The organism is Arthrobacter sp. Y3224198 (assembly GCF_059090025.1).
On sequence record NZ_JBNHFG010000009.1, the window covers coordinates 101,264 to 119,667 of the forward strand.

15 protein-coding genes and 3 tRNA genes are annotated in these 18,404 nt (G+C 65.0%); 8 read left to right on the top strand and 10 right to left on the bottom strand.

The window, feature by feature from the left end; translation table 11 throughout:
- The first annotated feature begins 57 nt into the window (after positions 1–57).
- A complete protein-coding gene (locus AC5RUF_RS07320; protein ID WP_494130144.1) occupies positions 58–1,851 on the top strand; it encodes a dipeptide ABC transporter ATP-binding protein in 1,794 nt (597 codons plus the stop codon).
- A gap of 2 nt (positions 1,852–1,853) precedes the next feature.
- The gene (locus tag AC5RUF_RS07325) at positions 1,854–2,372 is read left to right on the top strand and encodes a tetratricopeptide repeat protein (RefSeq protein ID WP_494130145.1); all 519 of its coding nucleotides are present in this window, start codon (positions 1,854–1,856) and stop codon (positions 2,370–2,372) included.
- A gap of 76 nt (positions 2,373–2,448) precedes the next feature.
- On the opposite strand, the gene AC5RUF_RS07330 is transcribed toward AC5RUF_RS07325, so the two are convergent.
- The 5 genes from AC5RUF_RS07330 to bcp form a co-directional block, all read right to left on the bottom strand.
- Complete coding sequence (locus AC5RUF_RS07330; RefSeq protein WP_493996640.1) at positions 2,449–3,393, bottom strand: ABC transporter permease; 945 nt, start codon at positions 3,391–3,393, stop codon at positions 2,449–2,451.
- On the bottom strand, positions 3,390–4,394 hold the full coding sequence (locus tag AC5RUF_RS07335) for an ABC transporter permease (RefSeq protein ID WP_493996641.1): 1,005 nt from the start codon (positions 4,392–4,394) through the stop codon (positions 3,390–3,392). The genes AC5RUF_RS07330 and AC5RUF_RS07335 overlap by 4 nt, the downstream gene beginning before the upstream one ends.
- A 102-nt stretch (positions 4,395–4,496) precedes the next feature.
- Entirely contained in the window at positions 4,497–6,155 is a 1,659-nt protein-coding gene (locus AC5RUF_RS07340; RefSeq protein WP_493996642.1) for an ABC transporter substrate-binding protein, read from the bottom strand.
- Positions 6,156–6,439: 284 nt separating this feature from the next.
- A tRNA-Leu gene (locus tag AC5RUF_RS07345) sits at positions 6,440–6,521 on the bottom strand.
- 58 nt (positions 6,522–6,579) lie between these two features.
- On the bottom strand, positions 6,580–7,047 hold the full coding sequence (bcp, locus tag AC5RUF_RS07350) for a thioredoxin-dependent thiol peroxidase (RefSeq protein WP_493996643.1): 468 nt from the start codon (positions 7,045–7,047) through the stop codon (positions 6,580–6,582).
- A 160-nt stretch (positions 7,048–7,207) separates the two neighbouring features.
- Here bcp and AC5RUF_RS07355 point away from each other — a divergent pair, with 160 nt between their 5' ends.
- Complete coding sequence (locus tag AC5RUF_RS07355; protein ID WP_493996647.1) at positions 7,208–7,705, top strand: MarR family winged helix-turn-helix transcriptional regulator; 498 nt, start codon at positions 7,208–7,210, stop codon at positions 7,703–7,705.
- A 202-nt stretch (positions 7,706–7,907) separates the two neighbouring features.
- Here AC5RUF_RS07355 and AC5RUF_RS07360 read toward each other — a convergent pair whose 3' ends face one another.
- From AC5RUF_RS07360 to AC5RUF_RS07375, 4 genes are all read right to left on the bottom strand, one after another.
- Positions 7,908–9,638 carry a tannase/feruloyl esterase family alpha/beta hydrolase gene (locus AC5RUF_RS07360; protein ID WP_494130146.1) on the bottom strand — a complete coding sequence of 577 codons (1,731 nt, stop codon included), beginning with the start codon at positions 9,636–9,638 and terminating at the stop codon, positions 7,908–7,910.
- Positions 9,639–9,951: 313 nt separating this feature from the next.
- Positions 9,952–10,027: transfer RNA gene (locus AC5RUF_RS07365), tRNA-Lys, on the bottom strand.
- Between the two features lie 514 nt (positions 10,028–10,541).
- Positions 10,542–10,617: transfer RNA gene (locus tag AC5RUF_RS07370), tRNA-Lys, on the bottom strand.
- Between the two features lie 116 nt (positions 10,618–10,733).
- Positions 10,734–11,057, bottom strand: coding sequence for a hypothetical protein (locus tag AC5RUF_RS07375; protein ID WP_493996645.1), 324 nt, complete (start codon positions 11,055–11,057; stop codon positions 10,734–10,736).
- 105 nt (positions 11,058–11,162) lie between these two features.
- Between AC5RUF_RS07375 and AC5RUF_RS07380 the strand changes: the two genes are divergently transcribed.
- Positions 11,163–12,125, top strand: a complete 963-nt coding sequence (locus tag AC5RUF_RS07380) for a 2-hydroxyacid dehydrogenase (protein ID WP_494130147.1) — start codon at positions 11,163–11,165, stop codon at positions 12,123–12,125.
- Between the two features lie 16 nt (positions 12,126–12,141).
- On the opposite strand, the gene AC5RUF_RS07385 is transcribed toward AC5RUF_RS07380, so the two are convergent.
- Complete coding sequence (locus tag AC5RUF_RS07385; RefSeq protein ID WP_493996649.1) at positions 12,142–12,591, bottom strand: hypothetical protein; 450 nt, start codon at positions 12,589–12,591, stop codon at positions 12,142–12,144.
- Positions 12,592–12,785: 194 nt separating this feature from the next.
- On the opposite strand from AC5RUF_RS07385, the gene ilvD reads away from it, so the two are divergent.
- The 4 genes from ilvD (at position 12,786) to ilvC (ending at position 18,397) form a co-directional block, all read left to right on the top strand.
- On the top strand, positions 12,786–14,492 hold the full coding sequence (gene ilvD / locus AC5RUF_RS07390) for a dihydroxy-acid dehydratase (protein ID WP_494130148.1): 1,707 nt from the start codon (positions 12,786–12,788) through the stop codon (positions 14,490–14,492).
- Between the two features lie 407 nt (positions 14,493–14,899).
- Entirely contained in the window at positions 14,900–16,807 is a 1,908-nt protein-coding gene (locus AC5RUF_RS07395) for an acetolactate synthase large subunit (RefSeq protein WP_494130149.1), read from the top strand.
- Between the two features lie 3 nt (positions 16,808–16,810).
- On the top strand, positions 16,811–17,323 hold the full coding sequence (gene ilvN, locus AC5RUF_RS07400; RefSeq protein WP_493996652.1) for an acetolactate synthase small subunit: 513 nt from the start codon (positions 16,811–16,813) through the stop codon (positions 17,321–17,323).
- A gap of 48 nt (positions 17,324–17,371) precedes the next feature.
- Entirely contained in the window at positions 17,372–18,397 is a 1,026-nt protein-coding gene (ilvC, locus tag AC5RUF_RS07405) for a ketol-acid reductoisomerase (protein WP_493996653.1), read from the top strand.
- The last annotated feature ends 7 nt before the right edge of the window (positions 18,398–18,404 follow it).

Sequence of the window (18,404 nt, forward strand, 5' to 3'; positions counted from 1 at the left end):
GGTAAAGAGCGGTAGAGACACGCGTCACATGGGGCTCCTGTGGGGCAGGATGGGGAAATGACTGATTTGAGCACTGATGCGCCCCTGCTCGAGGTGAGCAACCTCGCGGTTAATTTCCGCACCATGGACGGACAGGTCTCCGCCGTCCGCAATGCCGGATTCTCCCTTCCGGCGGGGGAAACGCTGGCCATCGTCGGCGAGTCCGGGTCCGGCAAATCCACCACCGCAATGGCCGTGATCGGATTGCTGCCCGGCAACGGCACCGTGGCTTCGGGCAGCATCCGTTTTGACGGGCAGGAACTGGTGGGGCTCCCCGAGTCGAAAATGCGTGCCATCCGGGGGCGGTCCATCGGGCTGGTACCCCAGGACCCGATGTCCAATCTCAACCCGGTGACGAAGATCGGCACCCAGGTAGCCGAAACGCTGCTGGTGCACGGCATGGCAACTTCCAAGGACGTGGACCGCAAGGTCGTGGAGGTTCTGACCGCCGCCGGCCTGCCCAATGCCGAGGAACGCGCCAAGCAGTATCCCCATGAATTCTCCGGCGGCATGCGCCAGCGGGCACTGATCGCCATCGGACTGGCCTGCCGGCCGCGGCTGCTTATTGCCGACGAACCCACCAGCGCCCTGGATGTCACGGTGCAGCGGACCATCCTGGACCAGATCGACCTGATGACAGAGGAACTGGGCACTTCCGTCCTGCTGATTACCCATGACCTCGGCCTTGCCGCCGAACGGGCCTCGCAGCTCGTGGTGATGCACCGCGGCGAAGTGGTGGAGACCGGGCCGGCACGCCGGCTGCTTGAGGACCCGCAGCACCCCTACACCCAGTCGCTGGTGCGGGCAGCTCCCAGCGTTGCCGCCGTGCGGCTGAGCCCCGGTGCCTTCGCCGGTGCGTCCGCTGCCGGCCCTGCCGCAGGCAGCGCGGAGCCCGTCGACGACCGGACCCCCGGCAACGCCGCCAAGCAAAGCAGCACCGCCACCGAAGGCCGCACCGCCACCGGGAACGGCGAAGCTCCTGACAGCAGCGCCCCGGACAACATCGTGGAGTTCCGCGACCTCACGAAGGTCTTCAAGATCCGCGGCCGTTCGGATGATTTTTACGCGGCCAGGAATGTCACGCTGGACATTCCGCGCGGCCGCACGGTGGCCATCGTGGGGGAGTCCGGTTCCGGAAAGACCACCACCGCCCGGATGCTGCTTAAGCTCATTGAGCCCACGTCGGGGACCATGACCTTCGACGGGATGGACGTCGCCACCCTGAACAAGGTCCAACTGCGCGACTTCCGGCAGCGGGTGCAGCCGATCTTCCAGGATCCGTATTCCTCCCTGGACCCCATGTACACCATTGAGCGGATCCTTGAGGAGCCGTTGAAGACCTACAAGCGCGGTGACCGGGCCGAGCGGCACCGGCGGGTCCGGGAGCTGATGGACCAGGTCGCACTGCCGCATGAGATGCTGCACCGCTACCCGGCCGAACTTTCCGGCGGCCAGCGCCAGCGTGTCGCGATCGCCCGCGCCCTCGCGCTCAAGCCGGAGTTGATTGTCTGCGACGAGCCGGTCTCGGCCCTCGACGTCCTGGTCCAGGCCCAGATCCTGCAGCTGCTGGGGGACCTGCAGCGCGAGTTCGGCCTCAGCTACCTCTTTATTTCCCATGACCTGGCCGTCGTCCGGCTGATTTCGGACTATGTCTGCGTGATGAAGGACGGCGAACTGGTGGAGGCCGCCACCTCCGAAGAGGTCTTCTCCAACCCGCGCCACCCGTACACACGGAAGCTCCTGGCCTCCATCCCGGGCAACGAGCTGAACATCGGTGCAGACCTGGAACACGACGGCGAGCTGGCCTCCTAGCCATGGCCCGGGGGCTTGGGGTTGAACTGGAAGCGGAGCTGGATGCCCTGCTGTCTGCCCGCAACCGCAACCACATGGCCCCCACCATCGCCGCGCTGCACGACGTCGAACGCCGCCATCCCGGCAACGCCCGGGTCCTCTATGAGCTTGCCGGGGCCTATGACACCGCGGGGGAGGAGGGCACGGCTGCCGGGCTGTACGAACGCGCCCTGGCGGCCGGGCTGGACGGTGACGTGCTGCGGCGGTGCTGGCTGCAGTACGGCAGCACCCTGCGCAACCTCGGCCGCACGGAGGAATCCCTGGCGGTGTTTGCCCGGGCCCGGGCCGAGTTTCCGGACGCTGTTTCCCTGGGTGTCTTCGAAGCACTGACACTGCATGCCGCAGGGCGGGCCGGCAGCGCGCTGGGGAGCCTGCTGCTCCTGCTGGCGGACAACGTTTCCTCCGCGGACCTGGACCGCTACAAGCCGGCCATCAGGGGCAACGCCGAATACCTGGCATCCCTGGACTACAGGGACAGCTAGCCCTTATATAAGGGAAAGGCCCCACCCAGCGGGCGGGGCCTTTCCCTTTCAACGAGCCGTAAGGAGCCGTGGAAAGCTACTTCCGGCGCGTTTTCGGATCCAGCGCTTCGCGGAGGGACTCGCCCAGCAGGGTGAAGCCCAGGGCGGTGATGGCAATGCAAATACCCGGCAGGAACGCCAGCTGCGGAGCCACACCCAGTTCGGACTGCGCGTAGGTGAGCATCCGGCCCCATTCGGCCGTCTGCGGCAGCCCGCCGCCGAGCCCGAGGAAGGACAGGGCTGCGGCGTCGATGACCGCCGTTGCCAGCGTCAGGGTGGCCTGGACAATCAGGGGCCCGGTGCTGTTGGGCAGCAGGTGGCTCATGGTGATGGTGCGCCGGCTCAGCCCCAGGGTCTGGGCCGAGAGGATGTAGTCGGCGCTGCGCTGGGAAATCATTGAGGAGCGCAGCAGCCGGGCGAAGATCGGCACCTGGGACACGCCGATGGCGATCATGATGGCGAGCGAGCTTTGACCCATCATGGCGGCGATGCTCACCGCCAGCAGCAGGTTCGGAACCGACAGCAGGATGTCGACGAAACGCATGATGACGCTGTCCACCCAGCCGCCCAGCCCGCCGGCAAGGACACCGAGCAGCATTCCGCCCAGCAGGCCGAGGGCGGTGGACACCACACCGATGATCAGTGAGGCACGGGCACCCCAGATGAGCTTGGACAGGACGTCTCCGCCGAAGCGGTCGAGGCCAAGCGGATACCCGTCGATCGCGCCCGGTCCCGGGATGCTGGTGGGGGTGATGTTCGTGCGGCCCGGAAGGTCGTTTCCGCCGTACGGAGCCAGCAGCGGCGCGAGGAGCGCAACCAGGATAAAGAGGCCCACAATCACGGCGCCGGCAACGGCGGCCGGGTTGCGGCGCAGGCGGCGGAAGGCGTCCTTCCACATGCCGCTTCCGGTGGCCGGCTTGGCGGTGGGCGCACCTTCGGGAAGGACGGACCCGCCGGTGGCGGGGGGCAGAGTTGTACTCACTGGACACGCACCCTTGGATCGATGAAGCCGTAGGACACATCAACCAGCAGGTTGATCAATGAATACGCCACGGCAATGAAGACGATGAAACCCTGCAGCACGGGGTAGTCGAGGGCAAAAATGGCGTCCCGCAGGAATTTGCCGATCCCGCTGAACGCGAAGACGGTCTCCGTCAGCACCGCTCCCGAGATCAGCAGGCCGGTCTGCAGGCCGATGGTGGTGGTGACCGGGAGCATGGCGTTGCGCAGGACGAAGCGGCCGCGGATGGTCTTTTCCATCAGGCCCTTCGCGCGTGCGGTCCGGACGTAGTCGGCGCCCTGTACCTCCAGGACGGATGCGCGGGTAATGCGCACGATGATCGCCAGCGGGATGGTGCCCAGCGCAATGGCCGGCAGCACCAGGTGCATGATGGCGTCCCAGGAGGCGTCCCATTCCCTGGTGAGCAGTCCGTCCAGCACGTAGAAGTCCGTCACGTGGGTGGCATTGATCCGCGGGTCCTGCCGTCCGTCGGCGGGGAACCAGCCGAGCTGGATGGCCAGCACCCATTTGAGGATGAAGGCCAGGAAGAAGACGGGAACCGTGATGCCGATCAGCGAGAGGACCACGGAGGAGTGGTCCCAGAAACGCCCGTAGTGCCGGGCAGCCAGATAACCGAGCGGGATACCGATGCCGATGGCGAAGATCAGTGCCACGACTGCCAGTTCCACGGTGGCAGGGAAGCGCGTGGCGAATTCTTCCAGGACGGGACGGCCGGTGACGATGGAGGTGCCGAAATCACCCTGCAGGAGCTTCCCGACGTAGGTGAAGTACTGCTCAATGAGCGGACGGTCGAATCCGTAGGCCTTATTGATGTTGGCAATGGCTTCCGGGGAGGCCTTGTCTCCGAGCAGGGCGGTGGCCGGGCCTCCGGGGAGGTTGCGTACCCACAGGAAGAGCAGGATGGACAGGCCTATGAGGGTGGGGATCAGCATAAGCAGGCGTTTGCCGATGACTCGTAGCACGAGCGTCCTTTCCCAGCCGTGGAAGCTGGAGGATCTGGTGGGGAAAAAGACTGGATCACGCGTAAAGGCCGGGGACCGCTGGGGTCCCCGGCCTTCGCTGCGTTACTTGGTGAGCTTGATCTGGTTGAAGACTTCGTCATTCACCGGGCTGGCGGGGTAGGACTCCACCCGCTCGGAGAACGCGAGCGACGGCGCCGGGTGGGCCAGCGGGACTGCCGGCACAAACTGGGCGATCTCTTCATTGATCTGCTCGTAGAGCGGGGTCTGCTCGTCGAGCTTGGAGACCTGGCGTGCTTCTTCCAGCGCCGCGAAGATCTCCGGGTTGTTGAAGCCGAACTCCGGCTTTTCCTGGCCGAAGAAGACACCCACGAAGTTGTCGGTGTCGTTGTAGTCGCCGGTCCAGCCCAGCAGGTGCAGGCCGTGGTCGGAGCCTGCCTGCACGCGGTCCAGGTAGTCCGGGGACCACTTGTTCGGCTGCGGGTTGACCGTGATGCCTACCTCGGACAGCTGGGCCTGCAGGTTGGTGAAGACCTGCTCCGGCGTCGGCATGTACGGGCGGGAGACGCCGGTCGGGTAGTTGAAGTCGATGGTGAACCCGTCCGGGTAGCCGGCTTCGGCCAGGAGGGACTTTGCCTTCTCCGGGTCGTAGGCGTACTCGGTGACCTCGTCGTTGTAGCCGTTCACCACTTCGGGGATGAACTGGGTGGCAACCTTCGTGCCTTCGGGCAGGGTCTGGGACACCAGCGCCTGCTTGTCGATGGCGTAGGCAATGGCCTGGCGGACCTTGACGTCGGCCAGCTCCGGGACCTGCTGGTTCATGCCCAGGTACAGGATGGTGAACGGGTCGCGGGGGATGACCTTGAAGCCGGCCGCGGCCAGCTGCTCGGTGTCGGCCGGGGCAACCAGGTCATATCCGTCAATGTTGCCGGATTCCAGTGCCTGCCGGCGTGCCTGCGGATCGTCGATCACACGGAAGATGATGTCCGTGACCTGTGCTTCCTCGTCACCCCAATAGTCCTCGTTCAGGGACAGGGTGATCTGGTTGCCAACTTCCCAGGCATCGAACTTGTACGGGCCGGTGCCGGTGGGGTGTTCCTTGGCGTAGGCAGTCAGCTCCGGGGCCTCGGCAGTGCCGGAGGACTCGTTGGCGCCGAATTCCTCCATGGCGGAGGGGCTCTGCATGGAGAAGGCCGGGAGGGACAGTGCCGCCACGAAGCCGGCGAACGGCTTGTTCAGTGCGATCACGGCCTCCGTGTCGGAGCTTGCCTCGCAGGACTTGTAGGTGGCGGTCTCCGGGGAATCGGAGAAGCCCTTGAAGAGCATGCCGTAGTAGTAGGCCTGGCTTTCGGCCTGCTGGATGCCGCTGAAGTTGTACCAGCGGTCGAAGTTGGCGCAGACGGCCTCGGCGTTGAAATCGGTGCCGTCGTGGAACTTCACGCCCTCCTCGAGGGCGAAGGTGTAGGTCATGCCGTCTTCGGAAACTTCCCAGGACTTTGCCAGCAGGGGAGCCGGGTCAGCGGTACCGGGCTCCACGCCCACGAGGCCTTCGAAAATCTGGCGGCTCACGCGGAAGGACTCGCCGTCGGAGGCGAACGCGGGGTCCAGGGATTTGGGGTCGGACGATGCGGCGAAGACAAACGTGCCGTCGACGTCGCCGGACCCACCGCCGTCGCCCTCTTCACGGTTGCTCTGGGCGCAGCCCGAGAGCACAAGAGCGCTCAGGGCAAGGCCTGCGGTAAGGGCGGACGCGCGCTTCTTCACGGTGCGGCCTTTCCGGACTCTGTCTGCTGGGAACATTTTTCGGTACTCCTCTAGGGCGGATGAACGCTAAGCGAGTGGTGCTGCGGCCGGCACAGCGGCCCGTTTGTGTCCTGGGACACAAACGTATGGACAGAGCCTAATGGCGAAGTGTTTCTGTTACGTGAAATTGGACGCATGCGGCGCGGTCACGATTTGGTCACGCAGCAACGCGGCAACAGCGGTGCTTCGGATCCGGAAAACACAAAAGCCCCGGTCCGAAGACCGGGGCTTTTGGTGGAATGTTGTGCGCGAGGAGGGACTTGAACCCACACGTCCGAAGACACTGGAACCTAAATCCAGCGCGTCTGCCAATTTCGCCACTCGCGCGCGGTTTCCCAATCGCGCCGGAGCGCGGTGCGGAAACCAGCCTCCAGTGTACCTGAGGTCAGTCGAGCCCCAGATCACGCCGGAGCTTGGAAACATGGCCGGTGGCTTTGACGTTGTATTGGGCGAGGGCAACCTTGCCTTCGGGACCAACCACCACGGTGGACCTGATCAGCCCTTCATAGGTGCGGCCGTAGTTCTTCTTCTCGCCCCACGCGCCGTAGGCTTCGGCCACTGCGTGGTCGGCGTCGGAGAGCAGCGGGAAGTTGAGGTTCTCCGCTTCGGCGAACTTTTCCAGCTTGGCCACCGGGTCGGGGGAGATGCCCAGGACGGTGTAGCCGGCACCCTTGAGGCTGTTCAGGTTGTCACGGAAGTCGCAGGCTTCCTTGGTGCAGCCCGGGGTGGACGCTGCCGGGTAGAAGTACACTATGGTGCTGCTGCCCCGCAGGTCGGCCAGGGAAACGGTGCTCCCGTCGGCTGCGGTCAAGGTGAAATCCGGGGCGGTTTCGGCCGGGCTGAGGCGGGGCATATGTGTCTCTCCTAGATGTTGGGTTGGCGTGGCGTACGTCTTAACGCGACATTCCCACGCGGGGTGGCTATCCTAGACTGTGGATCGGTGCGTTATCAGCAAACTGACTGTTAGCGGGCGAGTCCCAAGCCGAGAGGAAGAGTTTTATTTTATGCCGGATATGGAGCGTTGGCCCACCGGTCGCCTGTTGTCAACTGCAGCACGCCTGGTAGAGCACGCCTGGAACGAACGATTGGTCAGCATCGGGCTGACCCATGCGGGCGTCATCGCGTTGGGCGTTTTGGACACACAGGGACCAATGACACAGGCACGCCTGGCACAGCTGGTGCGCGTCCAGGCACAGACCATGGGTAAAACCCTGGCACGCCTGGAGACCCACGGCCACGTCACGCGTGTGCGCAATGATCTCGACAAGCGCAGCCACATGGTCACCATCACCCCGCAGGGCGCCGAAGCCCTGCACGAGGCGCAGAACATCGAACGTACGCTGCTCGACGGCGGCGAACTCATGTCCGAGGCGCTCCGGAGCCAGCTTCGGAATGTCATCAGGGAGCTGGGCAGTCCGCGCTGGCAGGTTGCCGTGGATGTTCCCGGACTTCCGGTTCCGCCCGAAGCCGGGTTGGAGATTGTCCCGGAGCCGGTGGCTGAAAGCCGCTGACCTGACCGCATTGCGGCAGGGCTTCGCAGGAAGGCGCATCCAACTGATGCGCCTTCCTGCGTTTAACGTCTCCGGGTTAAACGCCTCCGGCCTCGATGTGACCTCGATGCCAGACCAGCCGGACCAGCCGGACCAGACGGACTAGCCGGACGGGGAGGACATCCCGCCGCCATGCCAGCTGCCCATCTGGAAAGGGGGGCTGCTAGTGCCGGCCGGCTTCCTGGGAAAGCCAGTTGTGGCGGCCGCGGTGTTGCTCGCAGACGAGCTCCGTTCCCTCGGCCCGGCACCACGTCTGGTAGTCGGACGAATACAACCGGGACCCCAACCACTTGTAGTCCGGCCCGATCTCCCGTTTCGGCGTGTAGGAAGCGAAGTTGGCGGCGTCATCGGTACTGCCCGAGCCGTCATAGCGGGCCACGGCTGGATACGGGTAGACGGGCCTGGTGCGGGAAAGCGTCTCCGTCCCGTCGTCGGCAGTTTCTATTTTCGAGGCGATGATCGACGCCGGCGCCCGACCGCTTTCCACCCAGGCCATCACGGGGGTGAGGACGTCAAAGCTGTCCGGTCCCTCGCCGCCGCTGCAGTGTTCGACGCCGGGGAACATAAACAGCTTGGTGAAGTCGTTGACGGCGTGTTTGCCCATCGTGCGCCGGACGGCATCGTAATAGGCCAACGTGGACTGCGGAGAAATATGGTGGTCATTCCAGCCGTGCCACAGCAGCAGTTTGCCGCCGCTCGTCTTGAATGCTCCGAGGTTCGGGTCCATGGCGGACATATAGCTGGAGGACTGCATTGTTTCCCAGAAGGCCTGCTTGGTGAATTCGAGATCGGTCAGCTCGAAGTCCGGCCGAGGGTTGTTCGGATCTGCCAGGTAGCGCAGGTAGGACAGGGCGAATTGTTCGCTGGACACAGGATCACCCTGAGCCTCGGGAACAAAGAGCGTCCAAGCCAGTTCCGAGCCCCACTCATGTGAAATCTCGGGTTCCAGCCGCTGGCCCTTGTTGTCAACGGCCCCGTCATGCAGCTTTTGGACCACGCCGGCCTCGGCTGCGGACAGGCAGGTTGCGGGATCCTGTCCGGTTGCGCAGATGAGAGACGCCGGGTCGAAGCCACAGGCCCGCGGGTCGTCCAGGACTCCGTCCGCTAAGCCGTCCAATGTATCGCAGGCGGCGAGGACGGCGTCGTGGATCAGCGGCAGTTTCCCGGCGAGGAGGATGTCATTGCCATTGGCATCCTTGTTGGCGAGGACGTTCCATGCATGGTGGTAGGTGTTCTGCACCGCCATGTTGTTCGCCGGTGCGCCGGCTGCAATCCCGTCGAAGTCGTCCGGGAAGCGCTGCGCCTCCATCAGTGCCTCACGGCCGCCGTCGGAGCAGCCAGTGAAATAGGAGTAGGCGGGGGAGCGGCCGTAGAACTTCGTGATCAGAGCCTTCGCCGTCAGGGCCGTGACGTGTACGCCGCGGTAGGCAAAGTCGATCTGTGCCTGCGGATTCCCTGCCGCCCAGGACCCGTCATTCTGCCCTTGGTGTCCCATGTCGGTGGTGGCGCTGGCAATGGTGCCGTCCTCCACCAGAGGGCATTCCGCCGCCTGGCCATAATTGATGTCGGCGTTGCCGCAGAGGCCCCCGCAGCCGGTCTGAAGGTACCGCTGGGTCCATCCATTGAGCGGCAGCCTGACCACTATCGTGTTGGCCGGCGCGATGGTTCCGCGCACCTCGCAGTAGGGGTTGGGCGTGTTTTCGCTGACGACGACGGCGGAGATGATGGTTACTTTGGCTTCGGCCGCACGGTGCAGGTCCAGTTCGGTGACGTCGCCGCAGGACATAACGGGCGCGACCGCCGGCAGGACCCGGAGCCCTTCCGCCGTGACGGCGGGCGGCGGCGCGGGCCTGCGGTGGTCGGCCACGGCTCCCTGTACTGGGAAAAGCGACACTGCAAGCACGGTCAGGAAGCACAGGAAGGCGCTAAGCCGGCGCTTCGTACGGTCGGATTGAGGGCGCTGCGGGTGGAGGAAAAGCGAGTGATGGGTGGATCCGGATCGGTGCATCAGGTCTCCTTTGACGTAGAGGCCTCCCCCCGCGAGGCTGTGGCAACGCTGCCACGGCGGAAACGGTACCAATATTGTTGACGATCCGTAACCGCTTTTCGTCGCTGTTTCGGGGGGGCGCAGGCTGGGCGGAGATTCCCTTAGGTAAAATAAAAACCCCGCCTGACAGGCGTAATGCCTGATCAGACGGGGCTTTCGGTGGTGCACCCCCCGGGACTTGAACCCGGAACCCATTGATTAAGAGTCAATTGCTCTGCCAATTGAGCTAGAGGTGCGCACTTTGGCGGAAGGCAGACCTTCGCCGTGAGGCGCGGTTCGTTCTCCGCAACGACATGAAACATTACCACGTAGGAGCAGGGTCCACGAAATCAGGTCTGCAGGATCGGCCGCAGTTCTGTCATGTGGGGGCTAGGGGTGGTCTTCCGGCGGGGGCAGTTGCGGGCGGTTCCGTGCATTGTGCCTATGCCCAAGCAGGAGGGGAGGCTGATAATCAGCCCTGCCGGCCCTACGGCCAGGACCAGCCATACAGCGAGGGGCACCCCATCAGCAAGTCGGTTTTGGTCGGCAGCAACACCGGCCTCCAACAACAAGGCGACCGCACCGCCGATCAGAAGAACCGCACTTGCTGTCTGGGCGTATCCGCAATATCGGGACCGGGTTCCTGCCATGGAAAACCCCATTTGATGGCCGCGCCAAGTATGCGGTGGCTCGGCTACGGTGCATCCAACCCTGCGCCGAGCAGCAAAAAACCCGCCCGGCCAGGCGACGAACCTGACCGGACGGGTTTGCTGGTGCACCCCCCGGGACTTGAACCCGGAACCCATTGATTAAGAGTCAATTGCTCTGCCAATTGAGCTAGAGGTGCGTACTTCACTGCTGTTTTCGCGGCGGATTTTCTCCGTCGTTGGCATCAGCAACAGCATGAAACTCTACCAGCAGTTTTGCCGAAGAACGAAATCGGGGCCGCTTTTGTGGCCTGTTTCACTTTGTGCCGCGGTCCTTGGACGAACGGGACCGGGGGAGTACCACCAGTTCGCCGGGGCTGCCGTCCCAATCGGCACTGTTATCCACCACCCAGGTGCGGGCAGGAAGGTTCGACGCCGGATCCCCGGTGGTCACGGTGGTGACCGCGACGGAATCGGCCGGCACCGGCGTCGTCCGCGGTGCTGGACTAGCCGCCGTGTCCCCGCCGGCTGCCAGCCGCACGGGGCCGTTGCCCAGTATCCGGCCGATTGTGCGGGCCGCCCACACTGCTGCCGCCGAGCCGATTCCAAGGGCAGTGAAAAGCACCGATTTCCGAGCCACAACGCATCCTTCGGTTGGCGGAAGCCACCATTCGACGGTACGGCCAGCGCTTTGCCCTGTCCAGAGCCGGTGCGGTCCCGGCACGGTGCCGTTACGCTGACAGGCATGGCTTCCATGGCATCCCGACGCATCCGTACCGTGACCGTCCCCGATGAAGACCTTCGCGCGGCGCTGGAGCCGCTTCCGGAGGGTGTCAATGTCGCCGTGTGGGACTTGGCCGGCGAGCCGCAGGGCGTGGACTATGCAGATATTGACGCGGTGGTGCTGCCGTACGCGTCCGCCACGGATTACCGCGCGGCCTTGGAACAGGTGCCCGGGCTCGCCCTGCTGCAGTCCCAGACCACCGGATACGACGGGCTGACGGAACTGGTGGGGCCGGACACGGCCATCGCCAGTGCTGCGGGGGTCCATGCCGCCGCCACGGCTGAAATGGCCCTGACCCTGATCCTGGCGGCACAGCGCGGGATCGACGCCGCCGTCCGCGGCCAGCAGGCCGGTACGTGGGACTCCGTGCGCTATCCCGGGCTGGCCGACCGGCGGGTGCTGCTGGTGGGGGTGGGCGGCATCGGCCGGGAAATCGCTGCGCGGCTGCGTCCGTTCGACGTGGAGCTGACCCGTGTGGGCCGCACGGCAAGGACGGATGAGGACGGTGTTGTCCACGGCACGGAAGAACTGGCGGACCTGGCGTCGCAGGCGGAAATCCTCGTGGTCATCACTCCGCTGGACGAACAGACCCGGCATCTGGTGGACGCCCGGGTCCTGGCCGCCCTGCCTGAAGGGGCCTTGGTAGTCAACGTGGCCCGGGGTGCGGTGGTGGACAGCGAAGCGCTGACCAAGGAAGTGCTCTCCGGCCGGCTGCGGGCGGCCGTGGATGTTTTCGATCCCGAGCCGGTACCGGCGGATCATCCGCTGCGCCTGGCACCCGGTGCCATCATTACCCCGCACTGGGGCGGGAACACGGATGCGTTCGAGCCGCGGATCCGCCGGTTCCTGCGCCGCCAGCTGCAGCTCCTGGCCGAAGGGGCCGAGCCGTTGAACCTGGTCCGCCCCGGCCCCTGGCGGAACTGATGGCAGGGGGAACGGGTCAGGCCAGTTCCAGGTAGGACTCCACAAACGAACGGAAGTCTTCCCAGTCCGCGGCCTGCTCCAGCAGCCGCGGGTCCTCGCCGGCTGCCGGCAGCATGGCTTCGGGTTCGACACTGAACCGGAAGATGCGGCCGGTGTTGGTCCCCACCTCGTACGCATCGGTGTCGAGCTCGTCCGTGTGGCTGAGGTTGGTGGTGTTCACCGCAGTGGGTGCCTCGAGCCCGGCCAGGGAAGCGGCGTCAAAGGGCGCAAACACCAGCTCGGCAGGCCGCCACCGGTAACCCAGCACGTAGAAGCCTGCATCCGAATCCAGTGCGGGCGTGGCGCACACCAGGTTGTAGTCGCCGTAGTTCGGAATCTGGGATTCGAAAACCCGGCGCAGCACCAGCTTCAGGCTGTCGCTGCTGCCAGCGCCGGCCGCGGTGCCGGCTTCCGAGCCTGTGTCCATGCCTGGTTCCGTACCTGGATCCGTGGATCCTCTGTCCGATGTCATCTCCCCAGTCTATGAACACCCTCCCCCCATCCGTGAAGCCCGCCCCTGCCGCGCCTGGAATCTTCATCTGCTGTTCACAGGCCGTAACAACGGATGCCGGTGTCCGTCACATGGACCGCGCGGGCCGGCTTAAGTCCTAGGATTTAGCCATGAGCGGAGAAAACACACCGGATATCAAACCCCGCAGCCGAGTGGTCACGGACGGCATACACGCAGCTCCTGCCCGGGGCATGTTCCGTGCCGTGGGGATGGGCGACGACGATTTCGCCAAACCGCAGATCGGTGTCGCCAGCTCCTGGAACGAGATCACCCCCTGCAATCTTTCCCTGAACCGGCTGGCGCAGGGTGCCAAGGAAGGCATCCATGCCGGCGGCGGCTTCCCCATGCAGTTCGGCACCATTTCGGTCTCGGACGGCATTTCCATGGGCCATGAGGGCATGCACTTCTCATTGGTGTCCCGCGAGGTCATTGCCGACTCCGTGGAAACCGTCATGATGGCCGAGCGGCTTGACGGTTCCGTCCTGCTCGCAGGCTGCGACAAGTCCCTCCCCGGCATGCTGATGGCCGCCGCACGCCTGGACCTGTCCAGCGTCTTCCTCTACGCCGGCTCGATCATGCCAGGCTTCGCCAAGATGGAGGACGGCAGCGAACGTGAAGTGACGCTGATTGACGCGTTCGAAGCCGTGGGCGCCTGCGCCGCCGGCAAGATGAGCCTGAAGGACCTCGACAGCATCGAACGCGCCATCTGCCCCGGCGAGGGCGCCTGCGGCGGCATGTACACCGCCAACACCATGGCCTGCATCGGCGAAGCCCTGGGCATGTCCCTTCCCGGCTCCGCCGCGCCGCCCTCCGCCGACCGCCGCCGTGACGAATTCGCGCGCAAGTCCGGTGAAGCCGTAGTCAACCTGCTGCGCAAGGGCATCACGGCCCGCGACATCATGACCAAAAAGGCCTTCGAAAACGCCATTGCCGTGACCATGGCCTTCGGCGGTTCCACCAACGCGGTGCTGCACCTGCTGGCCATCGCCCGGGAAGCGGAAGTGGACCTCACCCTCGAGGATTTCAACCGCATCGGCGACACCATCCCGCACCTGGGCGACCTGAAGCCGTTCGGCCGTTACGTGATGTTCGACGTCGACAAGATCGGCGGCGTGCCCGTGATCATGAAGGCCCTGCTCGACGCCGGCCTGATCCACGGCGACTGCCTCACCGTCACCGGCAAGACCGTCGCGGAGAACCTGGCTGCAATCAACCCGCCGGATCCGGACGGCAAGGTGCTCCGGGCCATGGACAACCCCATCCACAAGACCGGCGGCATCACCATCCTGAAGGGCTCCATGGCTCCGGAGGGCGCCGTCGTGAAGAGCGCCGGCTTCGACGCCGACGTCTTCGAAGGCACCGCACGGGTCTTTGAACGCGAACAGGGTGCCCTGGACGCCCTTGACGCCGCCGAGATCCACGCAGGCGACGTCGTCGTGATCCGTTACGAAGGTCCCAAGGGCGGACCAGGCATGCGCGAAATGCTCGCCATCACCGGAGCCATCAAGGGCGCCGGGCTCGGGAAAGATGTCCTGCTGCTTACCGACGGCCGGTTCTCCGGCGGCACCACCGGCCTGTGCATCGGCCACGTGGCACCGGAAGCGGTCGACGGCGGCCCCATCGCCTTTGTGAAGGACGGCGACCGGATCCGCGTGGACATTGCCGCCCGCAGCTTCGACCTCCTGGTGGACCCCGAAGAGCTTGAGGCCCGCAAGGTCGGCTGGCAGCCGCTGCCGGCCAAGTTCACCAAGGGAGTGCTGTCCAAATACGCCAAGATGGTGAACTCGGCTTCCACCGGCGCCTATTGCGGCGGCTGATAGGCCTCCCCAAGGGCACCCGCTGGCGCGGATGCCCTTGGGGCCCCTAAGGCCTTGCAGCCTTATTAAGCCCTGCCGCCTTGGTATTTGGAGGCCACAGACCGAAAGCCGGGATGTTACGTCCACATATTGAGACGTACGTCTCACGAGATTGACACCCCCGCAGGGGACCGCAAGACTGAACGGTATGCAGATCGTACCCGTCGTCCTTATCAAGCGCGTGGCCTAACAGCCCGACTTGTAAGACGTCACGCGCGAACCCCTACGGAGCCAACCGGCACGAGGGGTTTTTTTATTGGCTTCGCAGGTAAACCGCTTCGCTGGGCACAGAAGAAGCCGGAACGGGCAACACCCCGGTCCGGCCGCCGCAATGACCATGGATCAGTATCCGCACAAAGGAAGTTCCGATGAGTAAGGGATCGCCAATCAGCCCTTCGCTGATGGCCTCAAAGGCTAACGCCGCCGCACGTGCCGCAGCAGCCAAGACCAAAGATGTAGCCACTTCTGTGTCCGCCCACCCCGAAGCCGTGGACGAGCGCATCCAGGGCCCGGGCAACATTATTCCGCCCACCGAGATGACCGGTTCGCAGGCCATTGTCCGGTCGCTTGAAGAACTCGGCGTCGACGAAGTCTTCGGCCTGCCGGGCGGAGCGATCCTGCCCACTTACGACCCGCTGATGGATTCCACCAAGATCCGCCACATCCTGGTCCGCCACGAACAGGGCGCCGGCCACGCTGCCGAGGGTTACGCCATGGTGACCGGACGCGCGGGTGTCTGCATCGCGACGTCGGGCCCCGGCGCCACCAACCTCGTCACCGCCATTGCGGACGCCCACATGGACTCCGTGCCCATGGTGGCCATCACCGGCCAGGTCTCCAGCGCCTTCATCGGCTCCGACGCCTTCCAGGAAGCGGACATCGTGGGGATCACGATGCCCATCACCAAGCATTCCTACCTGGTCACCGACGCAGCCGACATCCCCCGGGTGCTTGCCGAAGCCTTCCACATCGCCACCTCGGGACGTCCCGGGCCGGTGCTGGTGGACATTGCCAAGGACGCCCAGCAGGCAAAGACCGTGTTCTCCTGGCCGCCGAAGATCGACCTGCCCGGCTACCGCACCGTGGTGCGCGGGCACTCCAAGCAGGTCCGCGAAGCTGCCCGGCTCATCGCCGAATCGCAGCGGCCGGTGTTCTACGTGGGCGGCGGCGTGCTGAAGGCCAATGCGTCCGCCGAGCTCCTGGAGCTGGCGGAACTGGTGGGTGCCCCCGTGGTCACCACCCTGATGGCACGCGGTGTTTTCCCCGACTCACACCCGCAGCACGTGGGCATGCCCGGCATGCACGGCTCAGTGTCGGCCGTGACCGCGCTGCAGCAGTCGGACCTGCTGATCACCCTCGGCGCCCGCTTCGATGACCGGGTCACCGGTGTGCTGAGCTCCTTCGCCCCCGGTGCCAAGGTGATCCACGCGGACATCGATCCTGCGGAAATCTCCAAGAACCGTCCGGCGGATGTGCCGATTGTGGGCTCGGTCCGGGAAATCATCCCCGAACTGGCCGACGCCGTGCGCGGACAGTTCGAAACGGAGCACCCCGACCTCTCGGCATGGTGGGCAGTGATTGACCGCCTGCGCGAAACCTACCCGATCGGCTACACCGAACCCGAAGACGGCCTGGTCGCCCCGCAGAAGGTCATTGAGCGCATCGGCGCCATGACCGGACCCGAAGGCGTCTACGTGGCGGGTGTGGGCCAGCACCAGATGTGGTCCGCGCAGTTCATCAAATACGAGCGTCCCCGCGCCTGGCTGAACTCCGGCGGCCTGGGCACCATGGGCTACTCCGTTCCGGCGGCCATGGGCGCCAAGGTGGGCAATCCGGACCGCGTGGTCTGGGCGATCGACGGCGACGGCTGCTTCCAGATGACCAACCAGGAACTGGCCACCTGCCTGATCAACAACATCCCGATCAAGGTAGCCATCATCAACAACTCCTCCCTGGGCATGGTCCGGCAGTGGCAGACCCTCTTCTACGAGTCCCGCTACTCCAACACGGACCTGAACACCGGCCACGACACCATGCGCGTGCCGGACTTCGTGAAGCTGGCGGACGCCTACGGCTGCGTGGGCCTGCGCTGCGAACGCGACGAGGACATCGACGCCACCATCGCCAAGGCACTGGAAATCAACGACCGCCCCGTTGTCATCGACTTCGTGGTCAGCCGCGATTCCATGGTGTGGCCGATGGTGCCCACCGGCGTGTCCAACGACCTGATCCAGATTGCCCGCAACATGACTCCCACCTGGGAAGAGGAGGACTAGGACATGGCCCGCCATACCCTTTCCGTGCTGGTGGAAGACCTGCCCGGTGTGCTGACCCGGGTGGCCTCGCTGTTCGCCCGCCGGGCGTTCAACATCAATTCTTTGGCCGTGGGCCCCTCCGAGGTGCCGGGCATGTCCCGTATCACCGTAGTGGTCGACGCCGAGGGTGACCTGCTGGAGCAGGTCACCAAACAGCTGAACAAGCTCGTCAACGTCATCAAGATTGTCGAGCTGGTTCCCGATTCCTCCGTGCAACGAGACCACATCCTGGTCAAGGTTCGTGCGGATGCCGCAACCCGGCTGCAGGTAACCCAGGCAGCCGAGCTGTTCCGCGCCTCAGTGGTGGATGTGTCCACAGATTCACTCATCGTCGAGGCAACAGGCACCGCCGACAAGCTCAACGCACTGCTCTCAGTGCTTGAGCCCTTCGGCATCCGCGAAATAGTCCAATCCGGAACCCTGGCCATCGGCCGCGGCTCAAAGTCCATGAGCGACCGCGCGCTGCGCAGCGCCTGAGTTCCACCCCCAGACCCTTATCCAGGAAACCAGTAGGAGATAACCACAGTGACTGACATGTATTACGACGACGACGCAGACCTGTCGATCATCCAGGGCCGCACGGTCGCCGTCATCGGCTACGGCAGCCAGGGCCACGCCCACGCACTCAGCCTGCGCGACTCCGGCGTGGACGTCCGCGTCGGACTGAAGGAAGGCTCCGCCTCCCGCGCCAAGGCCGAGGCCGAAGGCCTGCGCGTGCTCAGCGTTGCCGACGCCGTGGCCGAAGCGGACCTGATCATGATCCTCACCCCGGACCAGGTCCAGCGCTTTGTCTACGCCGAGGAAATCGCTCCGAACCTGCAGTCCGGCGACGCCCTGTTCTTCGGACACGGCTTCAACATCCGCTACGGCTACATCCAGCCGCCGGCCGACGTCGACGTCGCCCTCGTTGCACCCAAGGGCCCGGGACACATTGTCCGGCGCGAGTTCGAAGCCGGCCGCGGCGTGCCGGACCTGATCGCCGTGGAGCAGAACGCCTCCGGCAAGGCCAAGGAACTGGCGCTGTCCTACGCCAAGGCCATCGGCGGCACCCGTGCCGGCGTCATTGAGACCACCTTCACCGAAGAGACCGAAACCGACCTCTTCGGCGAGCAGGCCGTGCTCTGCGGCGGCGCGTCCCAGCTGATCCAGTACGGCTTCGAGACCCTGACCGAAGCCGGCTACCAGCCGCAGGTGGCGTACTTCGAGGTGCTGCACGAGCTGAAGCTGATCGTGGACCTGATGGTTGAAGGCGGCATCGCCAAGCAGCGCTGGAGCGTTTCCGACACCGCCGAATACGGCGACTACGTCTCCGGCCCGCGCGTCATCGATGAGAGCGTGAAGGAAAACATGAAGGCCGTGCTGGCCGACATCCAGAACGGTGCCTTCGCCAAGCGCTTCATCGACGACCAGGACGCCGGCGCGCCCGAGTTCAAGGAACTGCGCACCAAGGGCGAAGAGCATCCGATCGAGGCCACCGGCCGCGAACTGCGCAAGCTCTTCTCCTGGATCAAGAACGAGGATGATTACACCGAGGGTTCGGTTGCACGCTGACCACCCG